General features: G+C 73.7%; 23 protein-coding genes, 1 tRNA gene and 6 pseudogenes. 18 read left to right on the top strand and 12 right to left on the bottom strand.

Features of this window, described 5'->3' with window-relative positions; all coding sequences use genetic code 11:
• Positions 1–3: 3 nt before the first annotated feature.
• Positions 4–1,275: an ABC transporter substrate-binding protein gene (locus ACIQMU_RS10220; RefSeq protein ID WP_352242939.1), complete on the bottom strand. Its 1,272-nt coding sequence runs from the start codon at positions 1,273–1,275 to the stop codon at positions 4–6.
• Positions 1,276–1,449: 174 nt separating this feature from the next.
• On the opposite strand from ACIQMU_RS10220, the gene ACIQMU_RS10215 reads away from it, so the two are divergent.
• Both ACIQMU_RS10215 and purU read left to right on the top strand, forming a co-directional pair.
• On the top strand, positions 1,450–1,896 hold the full coding sequence (locus ACIQMU_RS10215; protein ID WP_402688749.1) for a hypothetical protein: 447 nt from the start codon (positions 1,450–1,452) through the stop codon (positions 1,894–1,896).
• Between the two features lie 28 nt (positions 1,897–1,924).
• Complete coding sequence (gene purU, locus ACIQMU_RS10210) at positions 1,925–2,821, top strand: formyltetrahydrofolate deformylase (RefSeq protein WP_352242938.1); 897 nt, start codon at positions 1,925–1,927, stop codon at positions 2,819–2,821.
• 30 nt (positions 2,822–2,851) lie between these two features.
• On the opposite strand, the gene ACIQMU_RS10205 is transcribed toward purU, so the two are convergent.
• Positions 2,852–4,387 (bottom strand): zf-HC2 domain-containing protein, encoded by a 1,536-nt coding sequence (locus ACIQMU_RS10205; RefSeq protein ID WP_402688630.1) that lies wholly within the window; start codon positions 4,385–4,387, stop codon positions 2,852–2,854.
• Positions 4,384–4,977: a sigma-70 family RNA polymerase sigma factor gene (locus ACIQMU_RS10200; RefSeq protein ID WP_352242936.1), complete on the bottom strand. Its 594-nt coding sequence runs from the start codon at positions 4,975–4,977 to the stop codon at positions 4,384–4,386. Before ACIQMU_RS10200 ends, ACIQMU_RS10205 begins: the two co-directional genes overlap by 4 nt.
• A 334-nt stretch (positions 4,978–5,311) precedes the next feature.
• On the opposite strand from ACIQMU_RS10200, the gene ACIQMU_RS10195 reads away from it, so the two are divergent.
• Together ACIQMU_RS10195 and ACIQMU_RS10190 are read left to right on the top strand one after the other, a co-directional pair.
• Complete coding sequence (locus ACIQMU_RS10195; protein WP_352242935.1) at positions 5,312–5,686, top strand: STAS domain-containing protein; 375 nt, start codon at positions 5,312–5,314, stop codon at positions 5,684–5,686.
• Positions 5,687–5,819: 133 nt separating this feature from the next.
• Positions 5,820–6,341 carry an EF-hand domain-containing protein gene (locus tag ACIQMU_RS10190; RefSeq protein ID WP_352242933.1) on the top strand — a complete coding sequence of 174 codons (522 nt, stop codon included), beginning with the start codon at positions 5,820–5,822 and terminating at the stop codon, positions 6,339–6,341.
• 48 nt (positions 6,342–6,389) lie between these two features.
• Here the strand turns inward: ACIQMU_RS10190 and ACIQMU_RS10185 are convergent.
• Positions 6,390–6,860: pseudogene (locus tag ACIQMU_RS10185) on the bottom strand (hypothetical protein); the annotation flags it as partial.
• On the opposite strand from ACIQMU_RS10185, the pseudogene ACIQMU_RS10180 reads away from it, so the two are divergent.
• A pseudogene (locus tag ACIQMU_RS10180) lies at positions 6,803–7,788 on the top strand (acyl-CoA dehydrogenase family protein). The pseudogenes ACIQMU_RS10185 and ACIQMU_RS10180 sit on opposite strands and share 58 nt — an antisense overlap.
• Before the next feature lie 407 nt (positions 7,789–8,195).
• Positions 8,196–8,675: an ATP-binding protein gene (locus ACIQMU_RS10175; protein ID WP_356729329.1), complete on the top strand. Its 480-nt coding sequence runs from the start codon at positions 8,196–8,198 to the stop codon at positions 8,673–8,675.
• A gap of 30 nt (positions 8,676–8,705) precedes the next feature.
• Here ACIQMU_RS10175 and ACIQMU_RS10170 read toward each other — a convergent pair.
• Positions 8,706–8,996, bottom strand: a pseudogene (locus ACIQMU_RS10170) (cyclase family protein); the annotation flags it as partial.
• Between the two features lie 7 nt (positions 8,997–9,003).
• Here ACIQMU_RS10170 and ACIQMU_RS10165 point away from each other — a divergent pair.
• Positions 9,004–9,897, top strand: coding sequence for an acyl-CoA dehydrogenase family protein (locus ACIQMU_RS10165; RefSeq protein ID WP_402688629.1), 894 nt, complete (start codon positions 9,004–9,006; stop codon positions 9,895–9,897).
• A pseudogene (locus tag ACIQMU_RS10160) lies at positions 9,894–10,941 on the top strand (alcohol dehydrogenase catalytic domain-containing protein). Before ACIQMU_RS10165 ends, ACIQMU_RS10160 begins: the two are co-directional and overlap by 4 nt.
• Positions 10,942–11,065: 124 nt before the next feature.
• Here ACIQMU_RS10160 and ACIQMU_RS10155 read toward each other — a convergent pair.
• Positions 11,066–12,058, bottom strand: a complete 993-nt coding sequence (locus ACIQMU_RS10155) for a helix-turn-helix domain-containing protein (RefSeq protein WP_352242960.1) — start codon at positions 12,056–12,058, stop codon at positions 11,066–11,068.
• Positions 12,059–12,193: 135 nt separating this feature from the next.
• Between ACIQMU_RS10155 and ACIQMU_RS10150 the strand changes: the two are divergent.
• The 3 genes and pseudogenes from ACIQMU_RS10150 to ACIQMU_RS10140 form a co-directional block, all read left to right on the top strand.
• Positions 12,194–12,567: pseudogene (locus tag ACIQMU_RS10150) on the top strand (MFS transporter); the annotation flags it as partial.
• Complete coding sequence (locus ACIQMU_RS10145; RefSeq protein ID WP_352242930.1) at positions 12,564–12,980, top strand: DUF2809 domain-containing protein; 417 nt, start codon at positions 12,564–12,566, stop codon at positions 12,978–12,980. The pseudogene ACIQMU_RS10150 and the gene ACIQMU_RS10145, both read left to right, overlap by 4 nt.
• Positions 12,981–13,178: 198 nt before the next feature.
• Positions 13,179–14,633 (top strand): MFS transporter, encoded by a 1,455-nt coding sequence (locus ACIQMU_RS10140; protein ID WP_402688628.1) that lies wholly within the window; start codon positions 13,179–13,181, stop codon positions 14,631–14,633.
• Here the strand turns inward: ACIQMU_RS10140 and ACIQMU_RS10135 are convergent.
• Together ACIQMU_RS10135 and ACIQMU_RS10130 are read right to left on the bottom strand one after the other, a co-directional pair.
• A complete protein-coding gene (locus ACIQMU_RS10135) occupies positions 14,623–15,219 on the bottom strand; it encodes a flavin reductase family protein (RefSeq protein ID WP_402688748.1) in 597 nt (198 codons plus the stop codon). The genes ACIQMU_RS10140 and ACIQMU_RS10135 overlap by 11 nt on opposite strands.
• 130 nt (positions 15,220–15,349) lie before the next feature.
• Positions 15,350–15,928 (bottom strand): CGNR zinc finger domain-containing protein, encoded by a 579-nt coding sequence (locus ACIQMU_RS10130; protein WP_402688627.1) that lies wholly within the window; start codon positions 15,926–15,928, stop codon positions 15,350–15,352.
• Positions 15,929–16,089: 161 nt separating this feature from the next.
• On the opposite strand from ACIQMU_RS10130, the gene ACIQMU_RS10125 reads away from it, so the two are divergent.
• Positions 16,090–16,545, top strand: a complete 456-nt coding sequence (locus tag ACIQMU_RS10125) for a VOC family protein (RefSeq protein WP_352242926.1) — start codon at positions 16,090–16,092, stop codon at positions 16,543–16,545.
• 50 nt (positions 16,546–16,595) lie between these two features.
• Positions 16,596–17,594, top strand: a complete 999-nt coding sequence (locus ACIQMU_RS10120) for a pyridoxamine 5'-phosphate oxidase family protein (RefSeq protein ID WP_402688626.1) — start codon at positions 16,596–16,598, stop codon at positions 17,592–17,594.
• A 243-nt stretch (positions 17,595–17,837) separates the two neighbouring features.
• Here the strand turns inward: ACIQMU_RS10120 and ACIQMU_RS10115 are convergent.
• A pseudogene (locus ACIQMU_RS10115) lies at positions 17,838–18,356 on the bottom strand (CoA-binding protein); the annotation flags it as partial.
• Between the two features lie 287 nt (positions 18,357–18,643).
• On the opposite strand from ACIQMU_RS10115, the gene ACIQMU_RS10110 reads away from it, so the two are divergent.
• Both ACIQMU_RS10110 and ACIQMU_RS10105 read left to right on the top strand, forming a co-directional pair.
• Positions 18,644–18,717 (top strand) — tRNA-Met (locus ACIQMU_RS10110).
• A 199-nt stretch (positions 18,718–18,916) separates the two neighbouring features.
• A complete protein-coding gene (locus ACIQMU_RS10105; protein ID WP_352242924.1) occupies positions 18,917–19,783 on the top strand; it encodes an NAD(P)H-binding protein in 867 nt (288 codons plus the stop codon).
• A gap of 276 nt (positions 19,784–20,059) precedes the next feature.
• Here the strand turns inward: ACIQMU_RS10105 and ACIQMU_RS10100 are convergent, their stop codons facing one another.
• Together ACIQMU_RS10100 and ACIQMU_RS10095 are read right to left on the bottom strand one after the other, a co-directional pair.
• Positions 20,060–21,019 carry an AraC family transcriptional regulator gene (locus tag ACIQMU_RS10100; RefSeq protein WP_402688625.1) on the bottom strand — a complete coding sequence of 320 codons (960 nt, stop codon included), beginning with the start codon at positions 21,017–21,019 and terminating at the stop codon, positions 20,060–20,062.
• 157 nt (positions 21,020–21,176) lie between these two features.
• Complete coding sequence (locus ACIQMU_RS10095) at positions 21,177–21,659, bottom strand: carboxymuconolactone decarboxylase family protein (protein WP_352242922.1); 483 nt, start codon at positions 21,657–21,659, stop codon at positions 21,177–21,179.
• 112 nt (positions 21,660–21,771) lie between these two features.
• On the opposite strand from ACIQMU_RS10095, the gene ACIQMU_RS10090 reads away from it, so the two are divergent.
• Positions 21,772–21,900: a hypothetical protein gene (locus tag ACIQMU_RS10090; protein ID WP_352242921.1), complete on the top strand. Its 129-nt coding sequence runs from the start codon at positions 21,772–21,774 to the stop codon at positions 21,898–21,900.
• A gap of 60 nt (positions 21,901–21,960) precedes the next feature.
• Here the strand turns inward: ACIQMU_RS10090 and ACIQMU_RS10085 are convergent, their stop codons facing one another.
• Complete coding sequence (locus ACIQMU_RS10085) at positions 21,961–22,383, bottom strand: arsenate reductase ArsC (protein ID WP_352242920.1); 423 nt, start codon at positions 22,381–22,383, stop codon at positions 21,961–21,963.
• A 97-nt stretch (positions 22,384–22,480) separates the two neighbouring features.
• Here ACIQMU_RS10085 and ACIQMU_RS10080 point away from each other — a divergent pair, with 97 nt between their 5' ends.
• Complete coding sequence (locus ACIQMU_RS10080; RefSeq protein ID WP_352242919.1) at positions 22,481–22,789, top strand: metalloregulator ArsR/SmtB family transcription factor; 309 nt, start codon at positions 22,481–22,483, stop codon at positions 22,787–22,789.
• Positions 22,786–23,913, top strand: a complete 1,128-nt coding sequence (arsB, locus tag ACIQMU_RS10075) for an ACR3 family arsenite efflux transporter (RefSeq protein WP_352242918.1) — start codon at positions 22,786–22,788, stop codon at positions 23,911–23,913. The genes ACIQMU_RS10080 and arsB overlap by 4 nt, the downstream gene beginning before the upstream one ends.
• Positions 23,914–24,026 lie beyond the last annotated feature (113 nt).

The following is a 24,026-nucleotide window of genomic DNA, read 5'->3' as shown; positions in this document are numbered from 1 at the left end:
CCGTCAGCCGCGCGGGGCGTCCGTCAGGGCGTCCGAGACGTCCACGAAGCCCTTCTTCTGGGCGGTGAGACGGCCCCCGCGGACCACCTGGAACGTCACCTTCGTGTTGACGATGCGCGGGTAGCTCAACGTGCCGACCAGGTCCTCGAAGCGCCAGCGGAGCGTCGGGGTCAGGCCGCCGGTCTCCACCTCGACGCCCCCGTTGAGGGCGGCGACGACCCGGCCCGAGGTGATGTCCTCGTCGCCGATCGCCCGGACGACGGCCCGCAGCGCGGTGTACGCGATCCACGTCGTCTGCACGGCCGTGTCGTCGGCGTCGATGCGGTTGTCCCCGAAGGCGTACTTCCCGATCACCTCGCGCATCTCCTTCCAGCGCGCGTTCCTCGCGTCCGGGTACCAGCCGGTGACGTAGGCGCCCTCGAAGGGGCTGTCACGGCCGCCCGTGCGGTCGATGAGGGGCTGGTTGACGCTGCCCAGCACGGAGGAGATCCTGACCTGCCCGCCGTCCGGCTCCAGGCGGCGGAAGGAGTCGAAGAACGTCTCCGTACGGCCGCCGAGCACCGCCGTCACACAGCCGCCCTCGGACCGCTCCAGCGCCTGCGCGGCCTGCCCGTCGTAGGACGTGGCGTCCAGCGGGGCCAGGATGTCGGTGGAGGCGGGCCGTCCGGCGGCCATCAGCCCGTTGTTCAGGAGCGGCGGCATGCCGTCGCCGCCGATCGAGTCGGGCCGCACCAGCGACACCCGCTCGCAACTGCGGGCCAGCTGCTGCCCGTGGCCGGCCAGCAGCGCCGGCTGGCCGCCGTTGACGGGGTAGGAGAGGTAGCTGCTGAACTCCTCGGTCGAGGCGCCGTAGCCGCCGATGTACGGGACGCCGCCCGCCTCCAGCGCGGGCATGAAGCTCTGCCCGTGGCGGCTGTACGAACCCACCACGGCGGCCACTTCCTTCTCGACGGCCTCCCGCGCGCACTGCTCGGCGCCGATCGGGGTGTCGGCCTCGTCGCAGACGACCACCCGCAGTTCGCGCCCGTCGATGCCGCCGGTGTCGTTGACCCAGCGGGCGTACGTCTGCGCCATCGCGGGCACCCCGGCCATCTTCACCGCGTTGATGTCCTCCGACCGGTCGGGCGCCCAGGTCATGACGGTGACGGGCTCCCTGGACCCCCCCGAGACCCCAGGGAGCACACCACAGCCGGACAGCAGCACCGCTCCCGCCGCCGCCGCGCTGATGACGCCCGGGAAGGGGCGGGGAAGGGTGGGGCGTCGCCGTCCGGTCATGGTCCTTGACCCTTCCGGGCCCCGGGTAACGGCGCGGTGTGCCGCCCTCAACGCTCGGTGACCTCCAGGTGAATTGCGGGGGCCCGTGCGGGGGCGGTGCGGAGGAACGTACGATCGACGACCGTGCAGCAAGGTTCGGAGAACTCTTCCCGTCGCGGCCGTCGCTCCTCCACCATGGGCGGCATGCCGCTCACTGACATGCCGTGGTGGCGCTGGCGCACCAACGTGCGCTCGGCGCTGCACATGCTCTCCGACCCCGTCTTCCACCACGAGTGCTGGCTCGCCGGCCAGGAGGGGTACGGAGACGTCACCGACGCCGTGTACCGCCTGGTCGAGGACACCTGGCTCGACAACTGGTCCGCCGAGAAGTACGTCGGCACCATATTCAGGGACTCCGCCGAGGCCGCCGCCGTCGACGCCGCCGCACTGCGGGTGCTGCGGATCATGCACCAGGTCGGCGCGGACGCCCCCGTCTCCGCCTATCTGGAGCACCACGGCTGGCCCGAGGCCGTCCAGGCGGCACGCGAGGCCCATGTGATGCTCGCCACCAACGACGCGGAGGATCCGGACACACCGCCGCGATCGCTGGACGTCATCCGCATCATGACCAGAGCTGCCTGACGCCGGGGGGCTGTGGCACCCTACGAGGATGACCGCGCCGCAGCCCGCCCCCTCCGCCACCTCGGACGCCGCCGCGACCGAGCAGCACGTCCTCACGCTCTCCTGCCCCGACAAACAGGGCATCGTGCACGCCGTGTCGAGCTATCTCTTCATGACCGGCTGCAACATCGAGGACAGTCAGCAGTTCGGCGACCACGACACGGGCCTGTTCTTCATGCGCGTCCACTTCTCCGCGGACGCCACCGTCACGGTGGACAAGCTGCGCGCCAGCTTCGCCGCGATCGGGGAGGCGTTCCGGATGGAGTGGCAGATCCACCGGGCCGCGGAGCGCATGCGGATCGTGCTGATGGTCAGCAAGTTCGGCCACTGCCTCAACGACCTGCTGTTCCGCTCGCGCACCGGTGCGCTGCCGGTCGAGATCGCGGCCGTCGTCTCCAACCACACGGACTTCGCCGAGCTGGTCGCCTCGTACGGCATCCCCTTCCGGCACCTCCCGGTGACGAAGGACAACAAGGCGGAGGCCGAGGCGCGGCTGCTGGAGCTGGTCCGCGAGGAGGACGTCGAGCTGGTCGTCCTGGCCCGTTACATGCAGGTCCTCTCCGACGACCTGTGCAAGCGGCTGAGCGGCCGGATCATCAACATCCACCACTCGTTCCTGCCGAGCTTCAAGGGCGCCAAGCCCTACCACCAGGCGCACGCGCGCGGGGTGAAGCTGATCGGCGCGACCGCGCACTACGTCACCGCGGACCTCGACGAGGGCCCGATCATCGAGCAGGAGGTCGAGCGCGTCGGCCACGGCGTGACGCCGGACCAGCTCGTCGCGATCGGCCGGGACGTGGAGTGCCAGGCGCTGGCGCGCGCGGTGAAGTGGCACGCGGAGCGGCGCATCCTGCTGAACGGCCGCCGCACGGTGATCTTCGCGTAGCCGGACGCCTGTGGCCGGCCGGGCCCGGCGTCACAGCCGGCTGAGCGAGGCCGCCGTGGACAGCACGTCACGGATGGCCTCGCGGTCGCCCTCCTGGCCGGCGGCCGCTTCCACCGGTGAGATGTGGCCCGCGACGAGCCGGCAGAACTCGACCCCGTCCAGCGCCACCTGTGCCACCGCGCGCTCGGGCGACCCGACGGCGGCCGGCGAGTCCAGCGCGATGTACCAGTCGCCTCCGCCGTGGCCCTCGATCTCCAGGTGGAGCGAGCGGCCCGGCGCGCCGGCCGTGACCAGCTCCTTCGCCGGTCCGGCCAGTCCGGTGTGGCGGCGCCCCGCGAGGGCGGCCGGAAGCGTCCGGGCCGCCAGGTCGATCATCCGGTGCAGATGGGCCGCCGACGGGGCCCGGTACGGGTAGTCGACGGCGTCGGCGATGTCTCCGCCGTGCACCCAGCACTCGAAGGCCCGGTCCAGAGCCGCGTCCTGGAGCGGCAGCGCGAAGGACCCGTAGGAGACGGAGGTCTCGGCGACGTTCCGCCCGGCGAAGGACGCCGTACGGATCAGCTCGTGGCTCTGGGCCCGCCAGGGCTCGCGGACGGCCCGGGTGGGCGGCAGGCGCGTCGCCGACCAGTACGCCTCGGTGCGCTCCGTGGGGTCCAGCGGCACCTCGCCGCCGCCGAGCGGATCGTCGAGGCCGAGTGCGGCGGACAGCAGCCCGTCGACCGCCGTCAGATGGCCGATCACGCCGGCGACCGTGGTCCGCCGGCGTGCCTCGCGTTCCTCCTCGAACCACCGCAGGCGTACCGGGGCGTGCCATTCGGAGTCCCCGATGTCGCGGAGCAGCGCGTCCAGGCGGGCGGTCTCCGCGTCGTACGGGGCCGCCCATTCCGGCACCGGGATCCGGGCCGGGCGGCGGCCGAGGCACCCGTCCATCACCCGGGTCCGCAGCGTCGGGTCGAGGTCCAGGAAGCCGTCGGTGTGCAGCAGCCCCACCGCGTTCCGCAGCCGCAGAGCCTCGTCCGCGCACGGTGCGCACTCGGTGAGGTGGTCCTCGACGGCGGCGGTCTCCTCGGCCGAACAGGCGGACAGCGCCCAGGCGCCGAGCAGGGCCTTGAGGACCCGGTGGGGGAGGGCCGGGACGGAGGTCATGAGCGGCTCCGGGGCGTACGGCCCGGAGCCGGCCGCGAACGCGGACTCGGGCCCGGCCGCGAACTCTTGCCCGGCCGTGCGTTCCGGCCCGGCCGCGAACTCTTGCCCGGCATCCGGCTCGGCCGCGAAGTCGAACCCGGCCGTGAACTCCGGCTCGTCCCCGGCCCCGGCACCGGGCTCGGCCCCGGCACCGGGCTCGGCCCCGCGGGACGTCGCGAGCTCCCCGGCCCCCGGCGTCTGCGGAGCGGACTGTTCCGGCACGGCCTCCTCGCGGGACCACCCGCCCGACGGCGGAGGCGCGGGAGACGGTGCGGCCTCCGGGCCGAGGTCGTCCGCCGCCCCGCGCGGGCCGGGTATCCGGCGAGCGCCGCGCACCTCCTCGCCGTCGCCCCGCGCGCCCCCGCGTCCGTCGCCGCTCACCGGACGCGTCCGTAACCGGGCGGCGCGGACCCTTCGAGCGGGTGGGCGTCGGCCGTGGAGAGCAACTGGAGCCCCAGCCGGAGCCGACGGCGCGCCTCGTCCTCGGTGACGCCGAGATCGGCGGCGGTCTGCCGGTAGTCCCGGCGGTGGATGTAGGCCAGCTCCAGGGCCTGCCGCAGCGGTGCGGGCATCGAGGAGACGATGTAGTCGGCCCGGGCGGCGGCCGTGGCGCTGCGGACCCGCCGCTCCAGCCCTTCCGGGTCGGCCTCCGCGCCCTCGCCGTGCCCCGCCTCGCGGGCGGAGGCCGCGGCCCGGCGCAGCCGCCGGACGGACTGGCGGTGGGCGAGACGGGCCATCCAGGAGCGCATCGAGCCCTGCTTCGGGTCGTACGCCTCGGGGTTCTCCCAGACCTGGGCGAAGACCTCGCGGGTCACCAGGTCGGCGGCGTCCTCGTCGTCGAGCATCCGGTGCGCCTGGCTGTGGACGAGGGCCGCGAACCGGTCGTAGAGCTCGCCGAGCGCCGCCGCCTCCCCGCGGGCCAGCCTCTGCTGCATCCTGCGGTCCCAGCGGGGCGCCGTGTCCTTCGCCATGAACCCCCCAGCCCCCGGCCCTGTCGCCCAAGCTCCGTGAGCCACCCTGTGCCCGTGAGGACCGAATGTAGTCCGCCGGGCGGGCGGCGCACGCGCCTTTGCGGCAACTCTCGCCTCGCGGCGCGTGGCCGACGACGGTAGTCGATTTTCGGCCTGGATGCCTCCTCGACCACTCTGATCAGCGGAAACGGGCCGAAGTGCTCCTTTCTGCCGGAAATCTCCTGGGCCCAGGTGGGTGCGGCGGTGTTTCATGGGACTGCGGTTGGGCAGCCGCGAGAAGGAACGGAAACTTCCGGATCATTGCCGGGAGCCCCGGAACGAGAGGTCCAGTCGCGTGACGCTCAAGGTGGACGAGGGGGAGCAGGGCTCCTGGACCGTGCTGCGCATGAGCGGCGAACTCGACCTGGTGACCTCACCCGTCGTGCGCCAGTCCGTCCACGGGGCGGTGGCGGAGGGGCAGCACGATGTGGTGCTCGATCTGTCCGAGGTGTTCTTCTGCGACTCCAGCGGCGTCGGCGTGCTGATCGCCTCGCGCCGGCTGATGAAGTCCTGCGGCGGCCGGCTGCGGCTGATTCTGCCCGCCCGGGGCGCGGAGGACGGTTCGCACGTCAACAAGGTGCTCGGGGCGCTCGGCGTACGCCGTCTGTTCGACGTCTACCCGGACGCGCGGTCGGCGACCGACGAGGAATGCAGGCCGCTGAGCGCCTGACGCCCACCGCACGTGTTTTCCGTCGGGCGGCGGACGGCTTCCGCATGGTCCGCGGGCCCGGTGATGCGAGGTTGTCACACAGGAAGCGCTGCTCGGTGACACGTGAGCGCTCCGGGCGTCGTACGCTCCCCGCATGGACAGCGCAGAGTACGAGCGAAAGATCGCGCACCGCTTCGCCGCCTTCGACCAGGACGGCAACGGCTATATCGATCGTGCCGATTTCAACGCCGCGGCGGCACGCCTGCTCACCGAGTTCGGTACGACGGCCCGTTGCGACAAGGGACAGGCGCTCTACACCGGTGCCGAGGCATTCTGGCAGGGCATGGCGGGGATCGCCGATGTGGACGGGGACCAGCGGGTCACCCGTGAGGAGTTCGTGGGCGGGGCGGTGAAGCGGCTCCGGGACAGTCCCGAGCGGTTCGCCGAGATCGCCCGGCCGTTCCTGCGGGCGGCCATCGCGGTCGCCAACGGCGGGAACGACGGCAGGGCGGCGGTGGCGGACGTGGAGCGGGCGCTCCGGGTTCTGGGGGCCGGCGCCGAGATCGCGGGCATCGCCGCGCAGAGCCTGGACACGGACCGGGACGGGCGGGTCGCGGAGAGCGATGTGGTGGCCGCTTTCTCCGTGTACTTCACGGTGATCGAGCCCGACGCGTAGGAACCCGGGGGCCTCGGGGGCGGCGCACCGCCCCCGAGACCCCCGGCCTCATCCGCCGAACCGTTCCCGCAGCCGGTATTTGAGCACCTTGCGCAGCGTCTCGTCGCGCGGCAGCGCGTCGAGCACCTCCAGCTGCTCGGGCAGCTTGTGCACGGACAGGCCCGGTTCCCGCAGGTGGGCCGAGACCCCGGCCAGGGTCAGCGGCGGGGCGCCGGGCGGCTGTTCGACCTCCGCGCAGACGCGTTCGCCGCGTTCGGCGTCGGGAACCCGTACAACAGCAGCATCACCGTGTAGTCGGGCCCGGCGACATGGGCGTACGGGAAGGCCATCGAGCCCACGTCCCGCTCCGAGAGGCGCAGGGCGTGGGCCAGGCAGGAGCCGCCCGCGATCAGGGAGCGGTCGGTGTGCAGGACGCCCTTGGGGCCGGAGGTGGTGCCCGCATGCGCGACCTGCTCGGCGCGGTGTTCGACCGGGACCGGCTGCGGGCGGCGGTGGACCGGGGCTGGGCCCTGGACCGGGCCCTGTGGCGGGAGCTGGGCGAGGCCGGGTTCTTCGCGCTGCGGCTGCCGGAGGAGGCGGGCGGGGTGGGCCTCGGTCTGCCCGAGGCGGTACTGCTCTTCGAGGAGGCGGGCCGGGCGCTGCTGCCGGGCCCGCTGGCCGCCACCCACCTCGCGGCCGGCCTGGTGCGGGGGGGCGAGGCGGTGGTGACGGCCGTGGACGGGGAGGTGCCGGTGGCGCACCTGGCGGAGGCGGACGCGGTACTGGTGGGCGCCGAAGCCCTCGTCGGGGAGGCGCTGCGCGCCTTCGCCGCCGCCGCCCGGCCCGTCCGGTCGATGGACCCGCTCACCCCGCTGCACCGGACGGGGCCGGGCCGGGTGGCGGAGCGGACGGCGGCGGTGGCGAGGGGGGCGGCTGGAGTCAGGGACGCGACGGCGGCGACGGAGCGCACCACGGCGCACTCGGAGCGCATTCGCCGCGAGGGTGCGCTGCTCACCGCCGCCGAACAGCTCGGCAGCGCCGCCCGGACCACCGAGATGGCCGTTCAACACGCCGGAACACGCCAGCAGTTCGGATCGCCCATCGGATCGTTCCAGGCGGTCAAACATCTCTGCGCCGACATGCTCGCCCGTACCGAACCGGCCCGCGCCGCCGTGTACGCGGCGGCCCGGACCGGTGCCCCGGTGGAGATCGCGGCGGCCAAACTGCTCGCCGACGAGCGGCCGTACGCAACGCACGCGACTGCCTCCAGATTCACGGCGGGGCGGGCTTCACCTGGGAGGCAGATGTTCACCTCCACCTGAAACGCGCCTGGCTCCGGTCCGCGAGCTGGCTCACCGGGGCCGGGGCACAGAAGCTTCTGGCCGCGGACCTGGGGACCGTGCGGCGGGGTCCGGGCAGGTCGGCGGCGTCCGGCCGGGCCGTCCCGGAAGCAGGGGCCGGAGGGTGACTCAGCGCAGCCGGACCGGGGACGCGTCGGCTTGCGCCCTTTGCGTGATTCGTCACCGGGCGGAGTCGGGGCCCGGCTCGGGTACGCTCCGTGGGATGCGAGTGGTTCTGGAACCGGGAGATCCGGGGGCGGCCTGTGCGGCGGCTCCGGTCCGGGGCGAGGGCTCTCACGGGAGAGGTGCCGGGCCTGCCCGGGAAGCGATTCTCGCGGTCCCCGCGCGCTCCTGTTCGACTCCCCGCAGCGTGCGTCGCACAGTATGCACCACGCGTACTCCTTCGCGCTGGAATATGCCCGAAGCGCTTGTTGCGGTGACTGTACGTCAACCATGCTGTCGCGCAAGGGAATCACGTTCCGTGACCCTGAGGAGGCGCGAGGCGATGTGTCCGCCGGTTCGGATGGTGTGAGCGGTGCAGGTGCTTCAGGTTCAGCTGGAGGTCGGTCCGGACCCCGCGGAGGTGGGGCGGGCCCGTAGGTGGGCGCGGTCGCGCCTGGTCGGTTCCGGGATAGGAGATGACGAGCCGCTCGCCGAGACGCTCATCCTGCTGATCTCGGAGCTGGTCACCAACGCCGTCGTCCACACGGGCTGTCCGGCTGTGCTGCGGATGCTCTTCGGCGGGGCCGGGACCGTCCGGGTCGAGGTCGCGGACGCCAGCGACCGCCCGCCGCTCCAGCGGCACGCGGAGGGCGACGACACCGGCGGCCGGGGCCTGGAGCTGGTGGACGGCCTGGCGGACCGCTGGGGCTGGCTGCCGGAGGGCGCCGGGAAGCAGATCTGGTGCGAGGTCGACCGGAGCGGCCCGGTGCGCCTGCCGGAAGCGCGCCCGGTCGCCGGCCAGGGCGGCGAGGGGTGCGAGGCGCCCTCCTGCCTCTTCACCAACCTGGCCTGAGAGCGCCCCTGTCCTCCTCGCGGAAGCCGTTCACAGGACCGCGACCGGGGCCACCGGCGAACCGGTGGCCCCGGCGAACGGTTCCGGTGCCGCGCTGAGCAGGAAGGCGTGCCGGCCCTCCTCCGCGCAGGCGTCGGGCAGGGCCTCCAGATTCCAGTTCTGGCCCTGGAGCATGCCCATCTCGACCAGGTGCAGCGCGTGCACCGGCATCCATAGGTCCTCGATCTCCGGCGGGAAGATCTCAAAGGTCAGGGTGTCGTTGGCGACGGCCGCCACGTTCCGGGCGTGGAACCACTCGGGCGTGCGCACCGACAGGATGGGGAACTTCTTGGCAGGCAGGGTGGTCGCCGTGACGGGGGCCGGCCGGGGCATCGGGCGGGCCGTCGCGCTCGCCGCGGCAGCGGAGGGGGCGCGGGTCGTCGTCAACGACTACGGCGTCTCCGTCGAGGGCTCCGAACCGGCCTCCGGGGTGCGGACCGCCGCCGTACCGGACGGGACGGGCGGTTACGCCGTGACCGGGCAGAAGATCTGGACCTCGCTCGCCCTGGACGCCGACTGGTGCTTCGTCCTCGCCCGCACCGACCCCGGCTCCACCCGCCACCACGGGCTGTCGTTCCTGCTGGTGGAGATGGACCAGCCGGGGCGGATCGAGGTGCGGCCGATCCGCCAGCCGACCGGGACCAGCGAGTTCAACGAGGTCTTCCTCGACGGGGCGCGGGCCGCCGAGGCCGTCGGCGGCGAGGGCAACGGCTGGCAGGTCGCCATGGGCCTCCTCGCCCTGGAGCGCGGGGTGTCCACCCTCGCCCAGCAGATCGGGTTCGCCGAGGAGCTGGGCAGGGTGGTCGCCGCGGCGGTGGCGAACGGGGCCGCCGAGGACCCGGTCATCCGGGCCCGGATCGTGCGGCAGTGGGCGGAGCTGGACACCATGCGCCGGCACGCCCTGCGCACCCTGGGCTCCACCGGCGACCCGGGCGCGCCCAGCGTGGCGAAGCTGCTGTGGGGCGGCCGGCACCAGCGGCTCGGCGAACTGGCCGTGCGGGTCGCGGGCGAGGCGGGGGCCGCCGGCCCGGAACCCTGTTCGGCGGAGCGCCCCTACGAACTCGACGAGGCACAGCACCTGTTCCTCTTCAGCCGGGCCGACACCCTCTACGGCGGCTCCGACGAGATCCAGCGGAACATCATCGCCGAGCGGGTGCTCGGCCTACCGAGGGAGCCGAGATGAGGGGCGTCGTCTTCGACGGCACGCGGACCGAGGTCGTGGACGACCTGGAGACACGGGACCCGGGGCCCGGGAGAGGTGCTGGTGGCGGTCGCCGCCGCCGGACTCTGCCACAGCGATCTGTCGGTGATCGACGCCACGATCCCCTTTCCGGCCCCCGTCGTGCTCGGCCACGAGGGCGCGGGCGTGGTGGAAGCGGTCGGGCCGGGCGTCGGCCACGTACGGCCCGGTGATCACGTCGCGCTCACCCTCGCCGGCTGCGGGACCTGCGCCCAGTGCGACCGGGGGAGGCCGACCATGTGCCGGAAGGCGATCGGGCGGCCGGGGCGGCCGTTCTCACGGGGCGGGGAGAGCCTGTTCCAGTCCGCCTCCACCTCCGCGTTCGCGGAGCGGACCGTGGTACGCGCCGTCCAGGCGGTGTAGATCCCGGCCGACCTGCCCCTCACCTCGGCGGCCCTGATCGGCTGCGGGGTCCTGACCGGCGTCGGGGCCGTCCTCAACCGGGCGAAGGCCGACCGGGGCGACACCGTCGTGGTCATCGGCACCGGCGGCGTCGGCCTCGACGTGCTCCAGGGCGCCCGGCTGGCGGGCGCGCTCACCGTCGTCGCCGTCGACAGCAACCCCGCGAAGGAGGCGGTGGCCCGGCGGTTCGGCGCCACGTACTTCCTGGCGAGCGCCGAAGGGGTGCGGGACATCCTGCCCGACGGGGCCGACCACGCCTTCGAGTGCGTCGGCCGCACCGAACTGATCCGGCAGGCGATCGACCTGCTCGACCGGCACGGCCAGGCGGTCCTGCTGGGCGTCCCGGCGGCGAGCGCCGAGGCGTCGTTCCTGGTCTCCTCGATGTACCTGGACAAGTCGGTCCTCGGCTGCCGCTACGGCTCCTCGCGGCCCCAGCGCGACATCGCCCTGTACGCGGACCTCTACCGGGCCGACCGGCTGCTGCTGGACGGACTGGTCACCGAGACGTACCCGGTGGAGGACTTCGCCAAGGCGGCCGACGACGCGCACCGCGGGCGGGTGGCCCGGGGAGTCCTGGTCTTCTGAGACTCCGTGACGCCTTCCGGCGGCACTCCGGCGGAGTGCCGGGTCCGGGTGAGCGGCCGGCCGCGCCGGAGACGGACGCGAAGTCCGGCCCGGCGGCCGGCCGCGGGTACGGCGGGACGGGGTCTCAGGAAAGGGTACCGGCGGTGGACCGGAACGTACGCCGGTAGACGGTCGGCGGCACGCCCAGGGCCGCCTGGAGGTGCTGGCGCAGCGAGGTCGGCGTGCCGAACCCCGCGTCCCGGGCCACCTGGTCGATCGACAGGTCCGTCGACTCCAGCAGGTGCCTGGCCCGCTCGACCCGCTGCTGGGTGAGCCACTGGCCGGGGCTGATCCCGACCTCCTCGCGGAAGCGGCGGGTGAACGTCCGTACGCTCATCGCCTCCTGCTCCGCCATGTCCCGCAGCAGGATCGGCCGGTCCAGACGGGCCAGCGCCCAGGCCCGGGCGGCGGTCGTGGTCGCGAACTGCGGCTCGGGGACCGGACGGTGGATGTACTGGGCCTGCCCGCCGTCCCGGTGCGGGGGCACCACCGTGCGGCGGGCGATCTCGTTCGCGACGGCCGTCCCGTGATCGCGCCGCACCAGGTGCAGGCAGAGGTCGATCCCCGCGGCGACCCCGGCCGAGGTGAGCACGTCGCCGTCGTCGATGAACAGGACGTCCGGGTCGACGCGGACCTGCGGGAAGGTCCGCTGGAAGTGGTCGGCGGACGACCAGTGCGTGGTGGCGGGGCGGCCGTCGAGGTATCCGGCCGCCGCGAGGACGTAACTGCCGGTGCAGATGGAGACCATCCGCGTGCCGGGCCGGACGAGGGCGAGCGCGGCGGCCAGCTCGTCGGTGAGCCGGCCCTCCTCGAAGACCGGGCCCAGCTCGTAGGAGGCGGGGACGACCACCGTGTCGGCGGTGGCGAGCGCCTCCGGCCCGTGCTCCACGAGGACGGAGAAGTCCGCGTCGGTGCGGACGGGACCCGGCGGCCGGACCGAGCAGGTCACCACGTCGTACAGCTTCCCGCCCCCGCCGCCCGGGTCCGCGCGGAGAGTGCGGCCGAAGATCCGCTGCGGAATGCCCAGTTCGAAGGGGAGCAGCCCGTCGAGGGCCAGGACGACGACGCGGTGCGGCACGGCGGCCTCCTCGAAGATCACGAACAAACCTGGTATAGACCACGAGCCGGTACAGGTTAGCGACGTGATGGAGAAGCCGGCAGAGCGCGCGTCCATTCCCGACGCCGCGTGCGACACCCCCACGCCCCCGCCCCGCTCCTCGCCCTGCGGCTGCGCCCCTCGCACCCGGCGGCGGTGAGGCTTCTGGTGCCGGCGCTCGGGATGCCCGTCGCGGTGTGTTGGCGGCGGGGCGGTCGCCGGCGGGCGGGGCGGCCGCGTTCTGGCTGGTGATGTGGTCCACGACGGTCCAGGCGCACGTCCCGCCGGAGGCCCTGAACCCGCTGCACGCCTACGATGTGGCAGGCTCGCTCCGGACGGTCGCGGCGGGCCGCGCCCTGGCGGCCCCGGTGGCCGAGGCGGTCGGTGCGCCCGAACCGCCGGTGGCGGCGGCCGTGATCGACATCGGGGTGGTGGCAGTGCTGTGGGTGGTCCGGCCGATCCGGCGGCTAGAGAGGACCGGGCTCGCATGAGGCTTCGGGAGCGACCCTCGGCGTCTACAGCACCCTCGGCGCCCACGGCCCGCGCGGTCGCGGCGGTGGCGGCCGTCGTCACCGTCGCCGCGGGCCTCGCCGTGCGCGCCGGGGCGGACGGCGCCTTCGCCAAGTACGCGGGGAGCGCGCTCTACACGGTGCTGCTCTGCACCCTCGTCGCCTGCTGCGCGCCCCGCGCGCGGCCGGCCGTCGTGGCCGCCACAGCGCTCGGCCTGAGCTGGGCGGTGGAGTTCGCGCAGCTCACCGGCGTACCGGCGGAGCTGTCGGCGCGCAGCACGGCGGCCCGGCTGGTGCTCGGCTCGACGTTCAACGCGCCGGACCTGCTCTGGTACGCGGTGGGCGCGGCGGCGGCCTGGTCCGTCCACGCGGGGGCCACTCGGCTCCGCCGCTGACCGGCTCGGCCCGCTCGCGGTTCACTTCTTCGCTCCGCTGGCCGCCCGCCCGCGTCTCCAGGACCTCGAAGACCTGATGGCTGATGGCTGATGGCGGCGGGCGTGGGCGGGTCCGGATGGCGGGACGGGGCCGGGGGGTGGCCCGATCCCTGCGAAGCGTGTCATTCCGGCCACTCGTCCGCACCCGTCCGGCCCCGGATGCTGGCTGACGTGACCTACCTGACCAAGACCACCGGCTCCGGAGCCGCCCCGGGGCGACCCGGCCGCCGGTTCCCCTTCTCCGTCCACCGGGCGTGGATCGTCGCCGCCGTCACCTTCGTGACGATCATCGGCGGTGCGGCGTTCAACTCACTGCCCGGACTGCTCATCGACCCGCTCCACACCGAGTTCGGCTGGTCCCGGGGCGAGATCGGGCTCGCGGTCTCCATCGACATGGCGCTGTACGGGCTGACCGCGCCGTTCGCCGCCGCGCTCATGGACCGCTTCGGCATCCGGCGGGTCGTGGCGACCGCGCTCACCATGGTGGCGGCCGGGGCCGTGGCCAGCGTCTGGATGACCGCCTCCTGGCAGCTGATGATCTACTGGGGACTGCTCGTCGGCCTCGGCACCGGTTCCATGGCGATGGCGTTCGCCGCCACCGTCACCAACCGCTGGTTCGTGGCCCGCAGGGGCCTGGTCACCGGCATCCTCACCGCGGCCGGCGCCTCAGGGCAGCTCGTCTTCCTCCCGCTCTGCGCCTGGATCGTCGACCAGCACGGCTGGCGGCCCGCCTCGGTCACCGTGGCCCTGGCGTCCCTCGTCGTCGTCCCGTTCGTCTGGCTGCTGATGCGCGACCACCCGGCCGGTGCGGGGCTCGCCCCGTACGGCGGCGACTTCGTGCCCAAGCCCGCGCCGGCCCGGGGCGCCGCGCGCCGGACGGTGCGGGTGCTGTTCGACGCGGCCCGCACCGGTCCGTTCTGGCTGCTCGCGGGCACCTTCGCGATCTGCGGGGCCTCCACCAACGGTCTGGTCCGTACCCACTTCGTCCCCTCCGCCCACGACCACGGCATGCCGATCACGGCAGCCGCCTCGCTGCTCGCGGTGATCGGGGTCTTCGACGTCATCGGCACGGTCTTCTCCGGCTGGCTCACCGACCGCTTCGACGCCCGCCGACTGCTCGCCGTCTACTACGCGTTGCGCGGGATCTCGCTGCTGTTCCTGCCGATGCTGCTGGCGCCCGAGGTGCAGCCGCCGATGATCTTCTTCATCGTGTTCTACGGACTGGACTGGGTGGCCACGGTCCCGCCGACGCTGGCGCTCTGCCGCGAGGCGTACGGCGAGGACAGCGCGATCGTCTTCGGCTGGGTGCTGGCCTCGCACCAGGTGGGCGCGGCCGTGGTGGCGTTCCTCGGCGGCGTCGCGCGGGACGTGTTCGGCAGCTACGACGTGGTCTGGTACGCGGCGGGGGCGCTGTGCGCGATGGCCGCCCTGATGGCGCTGGTGATCCGCCGGCGCCGTGACCCGCACGAGGCCGGCGGCGGGGCGCACCCGGTGGACGCGGACGGGGCGGACCCGGTGGACGCGGACGGGGCGCACCCGGTGGACGCGGACGGGGCGGACCCGGTGGCCGCGGGAGCGGGGAAGCCGGTGGACGCCGGCCGGCTCAGCGGCTGAACCGGCCGAACGCGCCCCGGTGGAACAGCAGCGGCTCCGCCTCCTCCACCGCCCCCAGGGCCTCCACCCGGCCGACCACGATGAGGTGGTCGCCGCCGGTGTGGACGGCGTGGACGCGGCAGTCGATCCAGGCGGGTACGGAGTCCAGCAGCGGCCCGGTCGCCGGGGCCTCCGCGTAGGCCACTCCCGCGAACTTGTCGGCCCCGCTCACCGCGAACCCCCTGCACAGCGGGCCCTGTCCGGCCCCCAGGACGTTCACGCAGAACGCCCCGGCGCGGGCGATGCGCGGCCAGGTCGTCGACGTACGGGCGACCATGAAGGACACCAGCGGCGGGTCCAGCGAGAGCGAGGCGAAGGACTGGCACGCGAAGCCCGCCGGACCGGCCGCGTCGCGCGCGGTGATCACGGTGACGCCGCTCGCGAAGTGGCCCAGGACGCGCCGGAATTCCTCCGGGGCGACGGGCGGCCGTTCGTCGTCCCGGACGGCTCTCAGTTCCGGCCGGGGCAGCGTCTCGGCCGGAGCCCCCGGCACGGCTGTCGTGGGGGCGCCGACGGACCTGAGGTACCGGACGGCGGTGGCGGCCATGGCTGCGTGTCCCATCACACCGCCCATTAGAGCTGACGGTCCGTCAGATGGGAAGGGTTCCGCCGCGCCCGATGGTGCGGGTGCGGGTGCGGGTGCGGTCCCGTGTGGCCCCGGGTGACTTCGCGTGGGCTCAGTCGCCGGAGTGGCGGGCGTGGTGGCGTCGGGCCTTCGCGCGGTTGCCGCAGCCGGCCATGGAGCACCACCGGCGGGTCCCGTTCTTGGAGACGTCGTAGAAGTGCAGGACGCAGGCGTGGTTCGCACAGGGGCGGATGCGGTCGGGCCGGTCCGCGATCAGGCGCAGCCAGTTCTCCGCCGCGTACCAGGCGGGCGCCCAGGACGGGTCGTCCATCTCCACGACGGACGCCGGCTCCCCGTCGGGCCCCAGCGTCCGCCGGATGCGCCCGTGCGAGAGCACCTCGTTGAGCCGGAAAGCGCCGTCGGGAGTGGCTGGATCCTGACGGGCGGCCAGTGCGTCGAGCGCCGCGCGGGCGTGCAGCAGGCGGTCCAGCGTGCTGCGGTCGGCGGCCGGGACGGGGCCCGGCCCGAGCTGCTCGCGTACCGGGGCGCCGTCCAGCCAGACCGCCAGACCGGCCACGGAATCGAGCAGGTCGTGTGGCCCGCTCCCGTCGATCCACCGGGTGTTGAGCAGGTCGAGGGCGAGTGGCTCGCCGGTCAGCGGCCGGGGGTCGGTCCCGGAGGGGTGCGGCACGGCTGGGCTCCTTCCGTCGTGCGGCGAGGGCGGACGCTCTGTCGATGGTAACCAGCCAAATGAAGATCACTGGTTGACGCGGTTCGTATCTAACCTTCAAACTCATGTTGAGCGGTTACGGGATCGACTCGTGGCCCCGCCCGAGGACATGGGGATCGATCATGAGCAAGGCCAAGAACCTGCAGACCGGACACGTCGGTCTCAACGTCACCGACCTGGCCCGTTCGCTGGCCTTCTACCGCGAGGTCTTCGACTTCGAGGTCCTCGCCGAGGGCAAGGACGCCGATCGGCGGTGGGCCTTCCTGGGCCGGGGCTCCCAGCTCCAGGTGACCCTGTGGGAGCAGAGCGGGGGCGCGTTCACCACGGACCTGCCCGGTCTGCACCACCTCTCCTTCCAGGTGGACTCCATCGAGGAGGTGCGGGCCACGGAGGAGGTCCTGCGCGGCCTGGGGGCCGGGTTCAGCTACGACGGCGTCGTGCCGCACGGCGAGAACGGGGCCTCGGGCGGCATCTTCTTCACCGACCCGGACGGCATTCGTCTGGAGATCTACGCGCCCACCGGGGCCGACCCGGCCGACGCCCCGACCGCCGGCGCCCCCACCTGCGGCTTCTTCTAGACCCGGCGTCCCGGATCCCCGGCCGGACACGACAGAGAGGAAGGGCGGCCATGAGCGGCTACCACCGAGGCGAGATCGCCGCGCAAAAGCGGGCGGGCCTCACCCGGCAGGCGGCGCACGCCGAGCCCGTCATCCGGAACGCGGTCCCGGCGGTGGCGGCGGACTTCCTCGCCGAACAGCCCTTCGTGGTGGTGGGCGGCGCGGACGAACGGGGGCGGATCTGGGCGACTCAGCTCCTGGGCCGCCCGGGGTTCTTGAGCGTCCCCGCGCCGCAGACCCTGCTCGTCGACGCGCTGCCACTGCCCGGAGACCCGCTGGCGGGGCTGCTCGCCGGTGCCGGTGCCGGTGCGGGGGCGGGGGCGAGGGCCGGTGCGGGGGCTGCTTCCGCCTTTGCTCCCGCTTCCGGTGGGCCGTCCGGTCCTGCCCGGATCGGCATGATCGCCATCTCCCCGGCCGCCCGCCGACGGATGCGGATGAACGGCCGGGCGGTCCGCGACGGGGGCCGGCTCCGCGTCGATCTCGACCAGGTCGTCTCCAACTGCCCCAAGTACATCCAGCAACGCCGTCACCGTGAACTCGCGCCCCGGGGGCAGGCGGTGGAGCAGCGCACGGTCACCGACAGCGACGCTCTGAACCCCGCGCAGCAGGAGGCGCTGCGGGCCGCGGACACCTTCTTCGTCGCCACCGCCTCCGACCGGGGCGACGCCGACGCCTCGCACCGGGGAGGCAATCCGGGCTTCGTCGAGGTGCTCTCGCCCCGGCTGCTGCGCTGGCCGGACTACCAGGGCAACGCCATGTTCCTGACCCTGGGCAACCTCGAACTGAACCCGGCCGCAGGCATCCTGCTGCCCGGCTGGGACACCGGGACGGCTTTGCACCTCTCCGGCTCGGCCCGCACGGTGTGGGACGGGGACGAGGTGACCCGTACGCCGGGGGCGGAGCGCCTCGTGGAGTTCCAGGTCGACGCCGTACGGGAGATCACGGCCGCCTCCCCGCTGCGCTGGTCGGAGCCGGCCCTCTCCCGGTTCAACCCGCCGACCACCGGATGACCCCCGCACGGCATGTCGGTGTTCCGGGGACCGGCACCGGCCCGGCGTTCCGGAGCCGGCCGGCCGGAAGCTACGGCCTCAGTGCCCCCGGTACGACGGCGTTCGGCGCTCGACGAACGAGGCCACCCCCTCGCCGGCGTCCCGCGTGGCCATGTTGATCTCCTGGGCCGCCGCCTCGGCCGCGAACGCCGTGGCCCGGTCGCCGTCCAGCGAGGCGTTCACCAGCTGCTTCGTCAGGGCGAGGGCGCGGGTGGGGCCAGCCGCAAGCCGGTCCTGGGCCGCCGCACCCGCCTCCCCGGTCTCGGCGAAACCGGAGGCGAAGGTGACGGCGAAGGGCACCTTCGCCTCACCCGGCTCCTCGATCACCGGAAGCGGGTCCGCGACCAGCAGGACCGCGAGGTCGACCGGCCCGGGAACCTCGGCGACCGAGGGGAAGCAGGCCCGGCCGAACACGGTCGGCCGGGCCTGGTGTACCGGGTGCAGCCGGGCCCCGACGCGTTCCGCCCAGGCGATGAGCTGCCGGGTGATGCCGGCGTTGGGGCGGCCCTCGGCGTCGGACGCGCCGACGACGGCCACCGAGCGGGGCCGGAAGAAGCGGTCCAGATCGGGCACGGTCAGGTGCAGCGGTCGCCCGCTGACGTCGAGGCCGCCCCGGTCCGAGGCCGTCGGCAGGCTGACGACGGCGGCGTGCGGCTCCTTGCCGCAGGCCACCACCCGGGCGCGGAAGCCGGTGGTGAGGGTGCCGTGAGTCGATCCAAGCATCGTTCCGCCCACTCCTGCTCGATGTCCCGCCCGATGAACAGGCGGGGCCGGCCGGTTAGCTGACACGCTGTCACTTTATCGAACTGATGCTGTGTCAGGAATGGGTGTGCAGGCAAAGGCGCGCTCGCGTGAGCGCCGGCCGGTCGTACGGGCCTGCCGTGCGGGCCGGGCGTGCTGTCGTCGCGGGCGGGGGCGCCGTCGTCACGCGGTGGAGGTCCCGCTGGTCGGGGGCGGGCCCTCCTGTGGTCACGGAGAGGTATTCCGTGGCGTAGAGTGGTGTTTACCGACGCGGGGTGGAGCAGCTCGGTAGCTCGCTGGGCTCATAACCCAGAGGTCGCAGGTTCAAATCCTGTCCCCGCTACTGAAGAACACGACCGAGGCCCGAATCCCCAGGATTCGGGCCTCGGTCGTGTTCCGCCGGGCCGGGCCGTCTGGCCGCCGGGAGCGAATGCCGGTCGCCGGGCGTCGCGCCGGGCGTGCCGGTCGCGCCGGACGTTCGGACATCTCTCCCGGACGCTGAGCCATGGGCGCCGGCAGCCCTGCCGCGTGAGGCTGGTGCCATGACTCAGACAGACACGACCTCCGCGCTGGAACCCGTACTCGTGACCGGCGGCACCGGCAAGACCGGCCGCCGGGTGGTGGCCCGGCTCCGTGAGCTGGGAGTGGAGACCCGGGCGGCCTCGCGGTCCGGCGACACCCCGTTCGACTGGGCGGATCCCACCACCTGGGCGGCCGCCCTGGACGGGGCCGCCGCCGTCTACATCGTCCCGCTCGACGCCTCGCCGTCCCCGACGCCCGCGTTCGTCGAACAGGCCGTCGCGAGCGGGGTCCGGCGGCTGGTGCTGCTCTCGGCCCGGGGTACGGACGAGCCCGGCTACTTCGGTCCCGGCTACGACGACGGGGGGCCGCACGGCGAGGGCGAGCGGGCCGTACGCGCCTCCGGGGTGACCTGGACGATCCTGCGGCCCGGCTGGTTCGCCCAGAACTTCAGCGAGGGCGTCTTCCTCGACGGCGTACGCGGGGGTGAACTGGCCCTGCCCACCGGGGACGGGAAGGCCGCGTTCGTCGACGCCGACGACATCGCGGCGGTGGCCGTCGCCGCGCTCACCGAGGACGGCCACGCGGGCGAGGAGTACGGACTCTCGGGCCCCCGCGCGCTCGGCATCGCCGACGCCCTGGACGAGATCGCGAAGGAGACCGGCAAGCGCGCCTCGTACGTCCCCGTCGACGCGGCCGGCTTCCGGGCCGGGCTCGCCGCCCAGGGCTTCACGGACTGGGAGGCCGGCCTCTGGACCGACGCGCTGAAGCCGATCACCACGAGCCGTGAGGCGCCCGTCCTGGACGGGGTGCGCCGTGCGCTCGGCCGGGAGCCGCGGGACTTCGCCGACTTCGTCAGGGACGCGGCGGCGCAGGGCGCCTGGAGCTGAGGCCGGGGACCGGACGGGCTCGCCCGTTGAGGAGGCGGGCGGGCTCCGTCCGGGAGGAAGAACCTTGGGACTCCGGGCGCCCCGCCGACGTCTGCGGGGCGCCCGGAGCCTGGAGTCCTGGAGCCCGGGGCCCTGGAGCCTGGAGTCCTGGAGCCCGGGGCGCTGGAGGCCGGGCGCGCCCCGCCGGCGCCGCCGGGCGCGTCCGTCTCGGGCCGGTGGGGTGAGTCCCCCGAGGGCACGGGCGGCCGGTCCGGCCCGGCCCGCGCGGGAGGCGGCTCACCCCACCGGGGCGGCCGCCTCCATCCCACCGACGGCCGCCGCCTCCCGCCGGAACGCGCTCGGGCTCGCGCCGCGCAGCCGTTTGAAGGCCGCGCTGAAGCCGAACGCGTCCGCGTAACCGACGCGCCGGGCCACGGCCGCCACGGTCAGCTCCGGGCGGGTCAGCAGGTCGGCCGCGAGGGTCATCCGCCACTCGGTCAGGTAGGCCACCGGGCCCTCCCCGACGAGCTCGGTGAACCGCTTCGCCAGGGTCGTCCGGGACACCCCCGCCCGGCTCGCCAGCTCCGCCGTCGTCCAGGGGTGGGCCGGGTCCGCGTGCATCGCCCGCAGGGCCGGCCCCGCCACGTCGTCGCCGAGCGCGCCGTACCACCCCGGCCGGTCGGCCTCGGGCCGGTCGAACCAGTCCCGCAGCGTGCACACCAGCATCCAGTCGAGCAGCCGGTCGAGCACGATCTGGTCGCCCGGCCGCCCGCGGCCGATCTGCGCCTCCAGGTAGTCGCGCATCGGCGCGCAGTCCTGCTGGTCGGGCACCACGAGGGCCGGCGGCAGTGCCCGCAGGAGCCGCTGGGGCACCTGCGCCTGCACGTCGTAGGTGGCGGCCAACAGCACGGTGGGGCAGTCGAATTCGGGCCCGTCGTCGGGTGCGCCGCCGCTGTCCCGGAGCCGGTCCCAGTGCACCTCGCGTACGCCGTCGACCCGCCCCGCCCCCGTACCGTCGGCCGGGTCGTCGGTGAAGAGGAACGGGGCCGGGCCCCGGACGATCGCGCCCTCGCCGACCTCCACCCGCAGCGGGTTGCCGCCCTCCGGCACGAGCCACCCCGCACCGCGCAGCGGCAGGCACAGGGTCAGATACGCCCCCTCCGAGAACCGCAGTGACCACGGTGCGGACAGCACCGAGCGCCCGAACACCGCACCCCTGCCCCGCACGCCCCGCAACAGCTCGTCGAACACGTCCATGCCGCCACCCTAGGCAGAGCCGTTCCCACGGTGTACCCGGTTCGGAAGGCTTCGGGGGCAGGGGCCCGGCGAAGCGGGGGCCCCGGGGCCCCCGAGGGCCCCGCGCCCGGCGCTGTCCCGCACCGGGCGCCGGGGCCGCGGGCCGCCGGGGCGGCGCTCAGGAGAGGTGTGCGAGCTGCCCCGGCCGGTAGCCGCCGGCCGGCTGCTGGAGGATGACGTTCAGCCGGTTGAAGGTGTTGATCAGGGCGATCAGGGAGACCAGGGCGATGAGCTGCTCCTCGTCGTAGTGCTCGGTGGCGTTCGCCCAGACCTCGTCCGGGACCCCGCCCGCACCGTCCGCGATGCGGGTGCCCTGCTCCGTCAGCTCCAGTGCGGCGCGCTCGGCGTCGGTGAAGCAGGTGGCCTCCCGCCAGGCGGCGAGCAGGTTGAGGCGCAGCGAGGTCTCACCGGCCGCGGCGGCTTCCTTGGTGTGCATGTCGAGACAGCCGCCGCAGCCGTTGATCTGGCTCGCGCGGATCTTCACCAGCTCCTGTGTCACGGCGGGCAGAGCCGTGTCCTCGACGGCCTTCCCGGCCGCGATCAGGTGCTTGACGATCTTCCCCGCGACCGGGTTGGTGAAGGCGTTGAGTCGGGCGTTCATGGTGTGCTCCTCCGGTGTCGTCAGTGGCTGCACACACAGGACGGAACGAGTCCGGGACGATGTGACATCGGCCGGGAGTGACGGCCGTCACTCCCCCCTCGCTGCCTGGCGTATGACGGCCGTCCCGCCCCCGTCCCTCGTGGCGTCGGTGCGGCTGGCGGCGCACTACGTCGCCTTCGGCCACGGGGAGCGGACGCACGACCATGTCGAGAGCCTGGTGCTGCGGCGTCTGCTCGACTGAGGCCGTCCCGTCAGGGGTTACGGGGGCGGCCTCGGGTCTCGCGCGTGGACCGTGCCGGGCTCACGGGGTCCGGCGCGGCGCGATCTCCTTGATCAGGCCCTCGACGAGGGTCCTGATCTCGTCGCGGATCGGGCGGACGGCGGCCACTCCCCGGCCGGCCGGGTCCTCCAGCTTCCAGTCGAGATAGCGCTTGCCGGGGAAGACGGGGCAGGTGTCGCCGCAGCCCATCGTGATGCAGACGTCGGACGAGCGGACCGCGTCCACGGTGAGCACCTTCGGCGTCTCGGCGGAGATGTCGATGCCCACCTCGGCCATCGCCTCGACGGCGGCCGGGTTGACGGCGTCGCCCGGGGCCGACCCCGCGGAGCGGACCTCGACGCGGTCCCCGGCCAGGTGGGTCAGCCAGGCCGCGGCCATCTGGGACCGGCCGGCGTTGTGGACGCAGACGAACAGGACGGACGGCTTGCCCGAGGACTCGGCCATGGTGATCGTTGTCTCCCGTCGTACGGCGGAACACGGCTCCGCCACTGACTTCAGCCCCCGCTGGTATCAGCGAGTGGTGATGTGACAGTATCAGCGCATGCTGACTTCAGTCGATCCTGATGTGATCCGGGTGCTGGGTGATCCGCTCCGCCTCCGGATCGTGACCCTGCTCGCCCGCGAGACGCTCTGCACGACGCACCTGGTCGAGGAGACCGGAGCCAAGCAGACGAATCTGTCCAACCACCTGAAGGTGCTGCGCGAGGCCGGACTGGTGGAGACCGAGCCGTGCGGCCGCTTCACCTACTACAGGCTGTGCCCGGAGGTCCTGGCCGGACTCTCCGAGCAGTTCGCCGCGCTGGCCGGGGCCGCGCGTTCCGCCGCCGAGAACAAGAGGGCCTGCCCGTGACCTCCACCGAACCCGCCACCGCCGCCGCCCCGGACGCCGCCCCGGGCGGGGACGGCTCGATCGTCAGGAAGCTCTCCACCCTCGACCGCTACCTCGCGGTGTGGATTCTGCTCGCCATGGCCGTGGGCCTGGGCCTGGGGCGCCTCGTCCCCGGGATGAACGACGCCCTGGCGAAGATCGAGATCGGCGGGATCTCCCTGCCGATCGCGCTCGGCCTGCTGGTCATGATGTACCCGGTGCTGGCCAAGGTCCGCTACGACCGGCTCGACACGGTCACGGGAGACCGCAAGCTGCTGGTCTCCTCCCTGGTCATCAACTGGATCGCGGGCCCCGCGGTCATGTTCGCCCTGGCCTGGATCTTCCTGCCGGACCTGCCCGAGTACCGCACCGGCCTGATCATCGTCGGCCTCGCCCGCTGCATCGCCATGGTCATCATCTGGAACGACCTCGCCTGCGGCGACCGGGAGGCCGCGGCCGTCCTCGTCGCCCTGAACTCGGTCTTCCAAGTGCTGGCGTTCGGGCTGCTGGGCTGGTTCTACCTCGACCTGCTGCCCCGGTGGATGAACCTCGGAGACGGCCAGGGCCTGGACGTGTCCGTGTGGCACATCGCCCTGAACGTCGTCATCTTCCTCGGCGTGCCGCTGCTCGCCGGCTTCCTCACCCGCCGTCTCGGCGAGAAGCGGATGGGCCGCGACTCCTACGAGCAGCGCTTCCTGCCGAAGATCGGCCCCTGGGCGCTGTACGGCCTGCTGTTCACGATCATCGTCCTCTTCGCCCTCCAGGGGAAGACGATCACCTCGCAGCCGCTCGACGTCGTGCGGATCGCCCTGCCCCTGCTGGTCTACTTCGCGATCATGTTCTTCGGGACCTTCCTCCTCGGCAAGGGCCTCGGGCTCGCCTACGACCGCACCACGACGCTCGCCTTCACCGCGGCGGGCAACAACTTCGAACTCGCCATCGCCGTCGCCATCGCCACCTTCGGCGTCACCTCCGGCCAGGCCCTGTCCGGTGTCGTCGGCCCGCTCATCGAGGTCCCCGTCCTGATCGGCCTCGTCTACGTGGCTCTCGCCTGGCGCCGGAAGTTCGCGCCCGACGCCGTCACCACGCCCGGGAGGGAAGGCTGATGACCGGGGCGTCCGGCGCCGGTCCGGAGCCGACCGGGCCCGACGCCGTCCGCCCCACGGCCCACGCCCCCGCGAGCCGGTCCGGGCACGGTCCGGGCGGTGCGTGACGACGT

The organism is Streptomyces sp. NPDC091649 (assembly GCF_044756785.1).
Classification (GTDB): Bacteria; Actinomycetota; Actinomycetes; order Streptomycetales; family Streptomycetaceae; genus Streptomyces.
This window is presented reverse-complemented; position numbering and strand designations above follow the sequence as displayed.

Bases quoted from the DNA above. Each gene is read 5' to 3' on its own strand.
- ACIQMU_RS10090 (WP_352242921.1), top strand. From the start codon at position 21,772: ATGACGGCCGTCCCGCCCCCGTCCCTCGTGGCGTCGGTGCGGCTGGCG.
- ACIQMU_RS10105 (WP_352242924.1), top strand. From the start codon at position 18,917: ATGACTCAGACAGACACGACCTCCGCGCTGGAACCCGTACTCGTGACC.
- ACIQMU_RS10125 (WP_352242926.1), top strand. From the start codon at position 16,090: ATGAGCAAGGCCAAGAACCTGCAGACCGGACACGTCGGTCTCAACGTC.
- ACIQMU_RS10220 (WP_352242939.1), bottom strand. From the start codon at position 1,275: ATGACCGGACGGCGACGCCCCACCCTTCCCCGCCCCTTCCCGGGCGTC.
- ACIQMU_RS10085 (WP_352242920.1), bottom strand. From the start codon at position 22,383: ATGGCCGAGTCCTCGGGCAAGCCGTCCGTCCTGTTCGTCTGCGTCCAC.
- ACIQMU_RS10190 (WP_352242933.1), top strand. From the start codon at position 5,820: ATGGACAGCGCAGAGTACGAGCGAAAGATCGCGCACCGCTTCGCCGCC.
- ACIQMU_RS10120 (WP_402688626.1), top strand. From the start codon at position 16,596: ATGAGCGGCTACCACCGAGGCGAGATCGCCGCGCAAAAGCGGGCGGGC.
- ACIQMU_RS10080 (WP_352242919.1), top strand. From the start codon at position 22,481: ATGCTGACTTCAGTCGATCCTGATGTGATCCGGGTGCTGGGTGATCCG.
- ACIQMU_RS10200 (WP_352242936.1), bottom strand. From the start codon at position 4,977: ATGGCGAAGGACACGGCGCCCCGCTGGGACCGCAGGATGCAGCAGAGG.
- ACIQMU_RS10215 (WP_402688749.1), top strand. From the start codon at position 1,450: ATGGGCGGCATGCCGCTCACTGACATGCCGTGGTGGCGCTGGCGCACC.
- purU (WP_352242938.1), top strand. From the start codon at position 1,925: ATGACCGCGCCGCAGCCCGCCCCCTCCGCCACCTCGGACGCCGCCGCG.
- ACIQMU_RS10140 (WP_402688628.1), top strand. From the start codon at position 13,179: ATGCTGGCTGACGTGACCTACCTGACCAAGACCACCGGCTCCGGAGCC.
- ACIQMU_RS10135 (WP_402688748.1), bottom strand. From the start codon at position 15,219: ATGGCCGCCACCGCCGTCCGGTACCTCAGGTCCGTCGGCGCCCCCACG.
- ACIQMU_RS10095 (WP_352242922.1), bottom strand. From the start codon at position 21,659: ATGAACGCCCGACTCAACGCCTTCACCAACCCGGTCGCGGGGAAGATC.
- ACIQMU_RS10100 (WP_402688625.1), bottom strand. From the start codon at position 21,019: ATGGACGTGTTCGACGAGCTGTTGCGGGGCGTGCGGGGCAGGGGTGCG.
- ACIQMU_RS10145 (WP_352242930.1), top strand. From the start codon at position 12,564: ATGAGGCTTCGGGAGCGACCCTCGGCGTCTACAGCACCCTCGGCGCCC.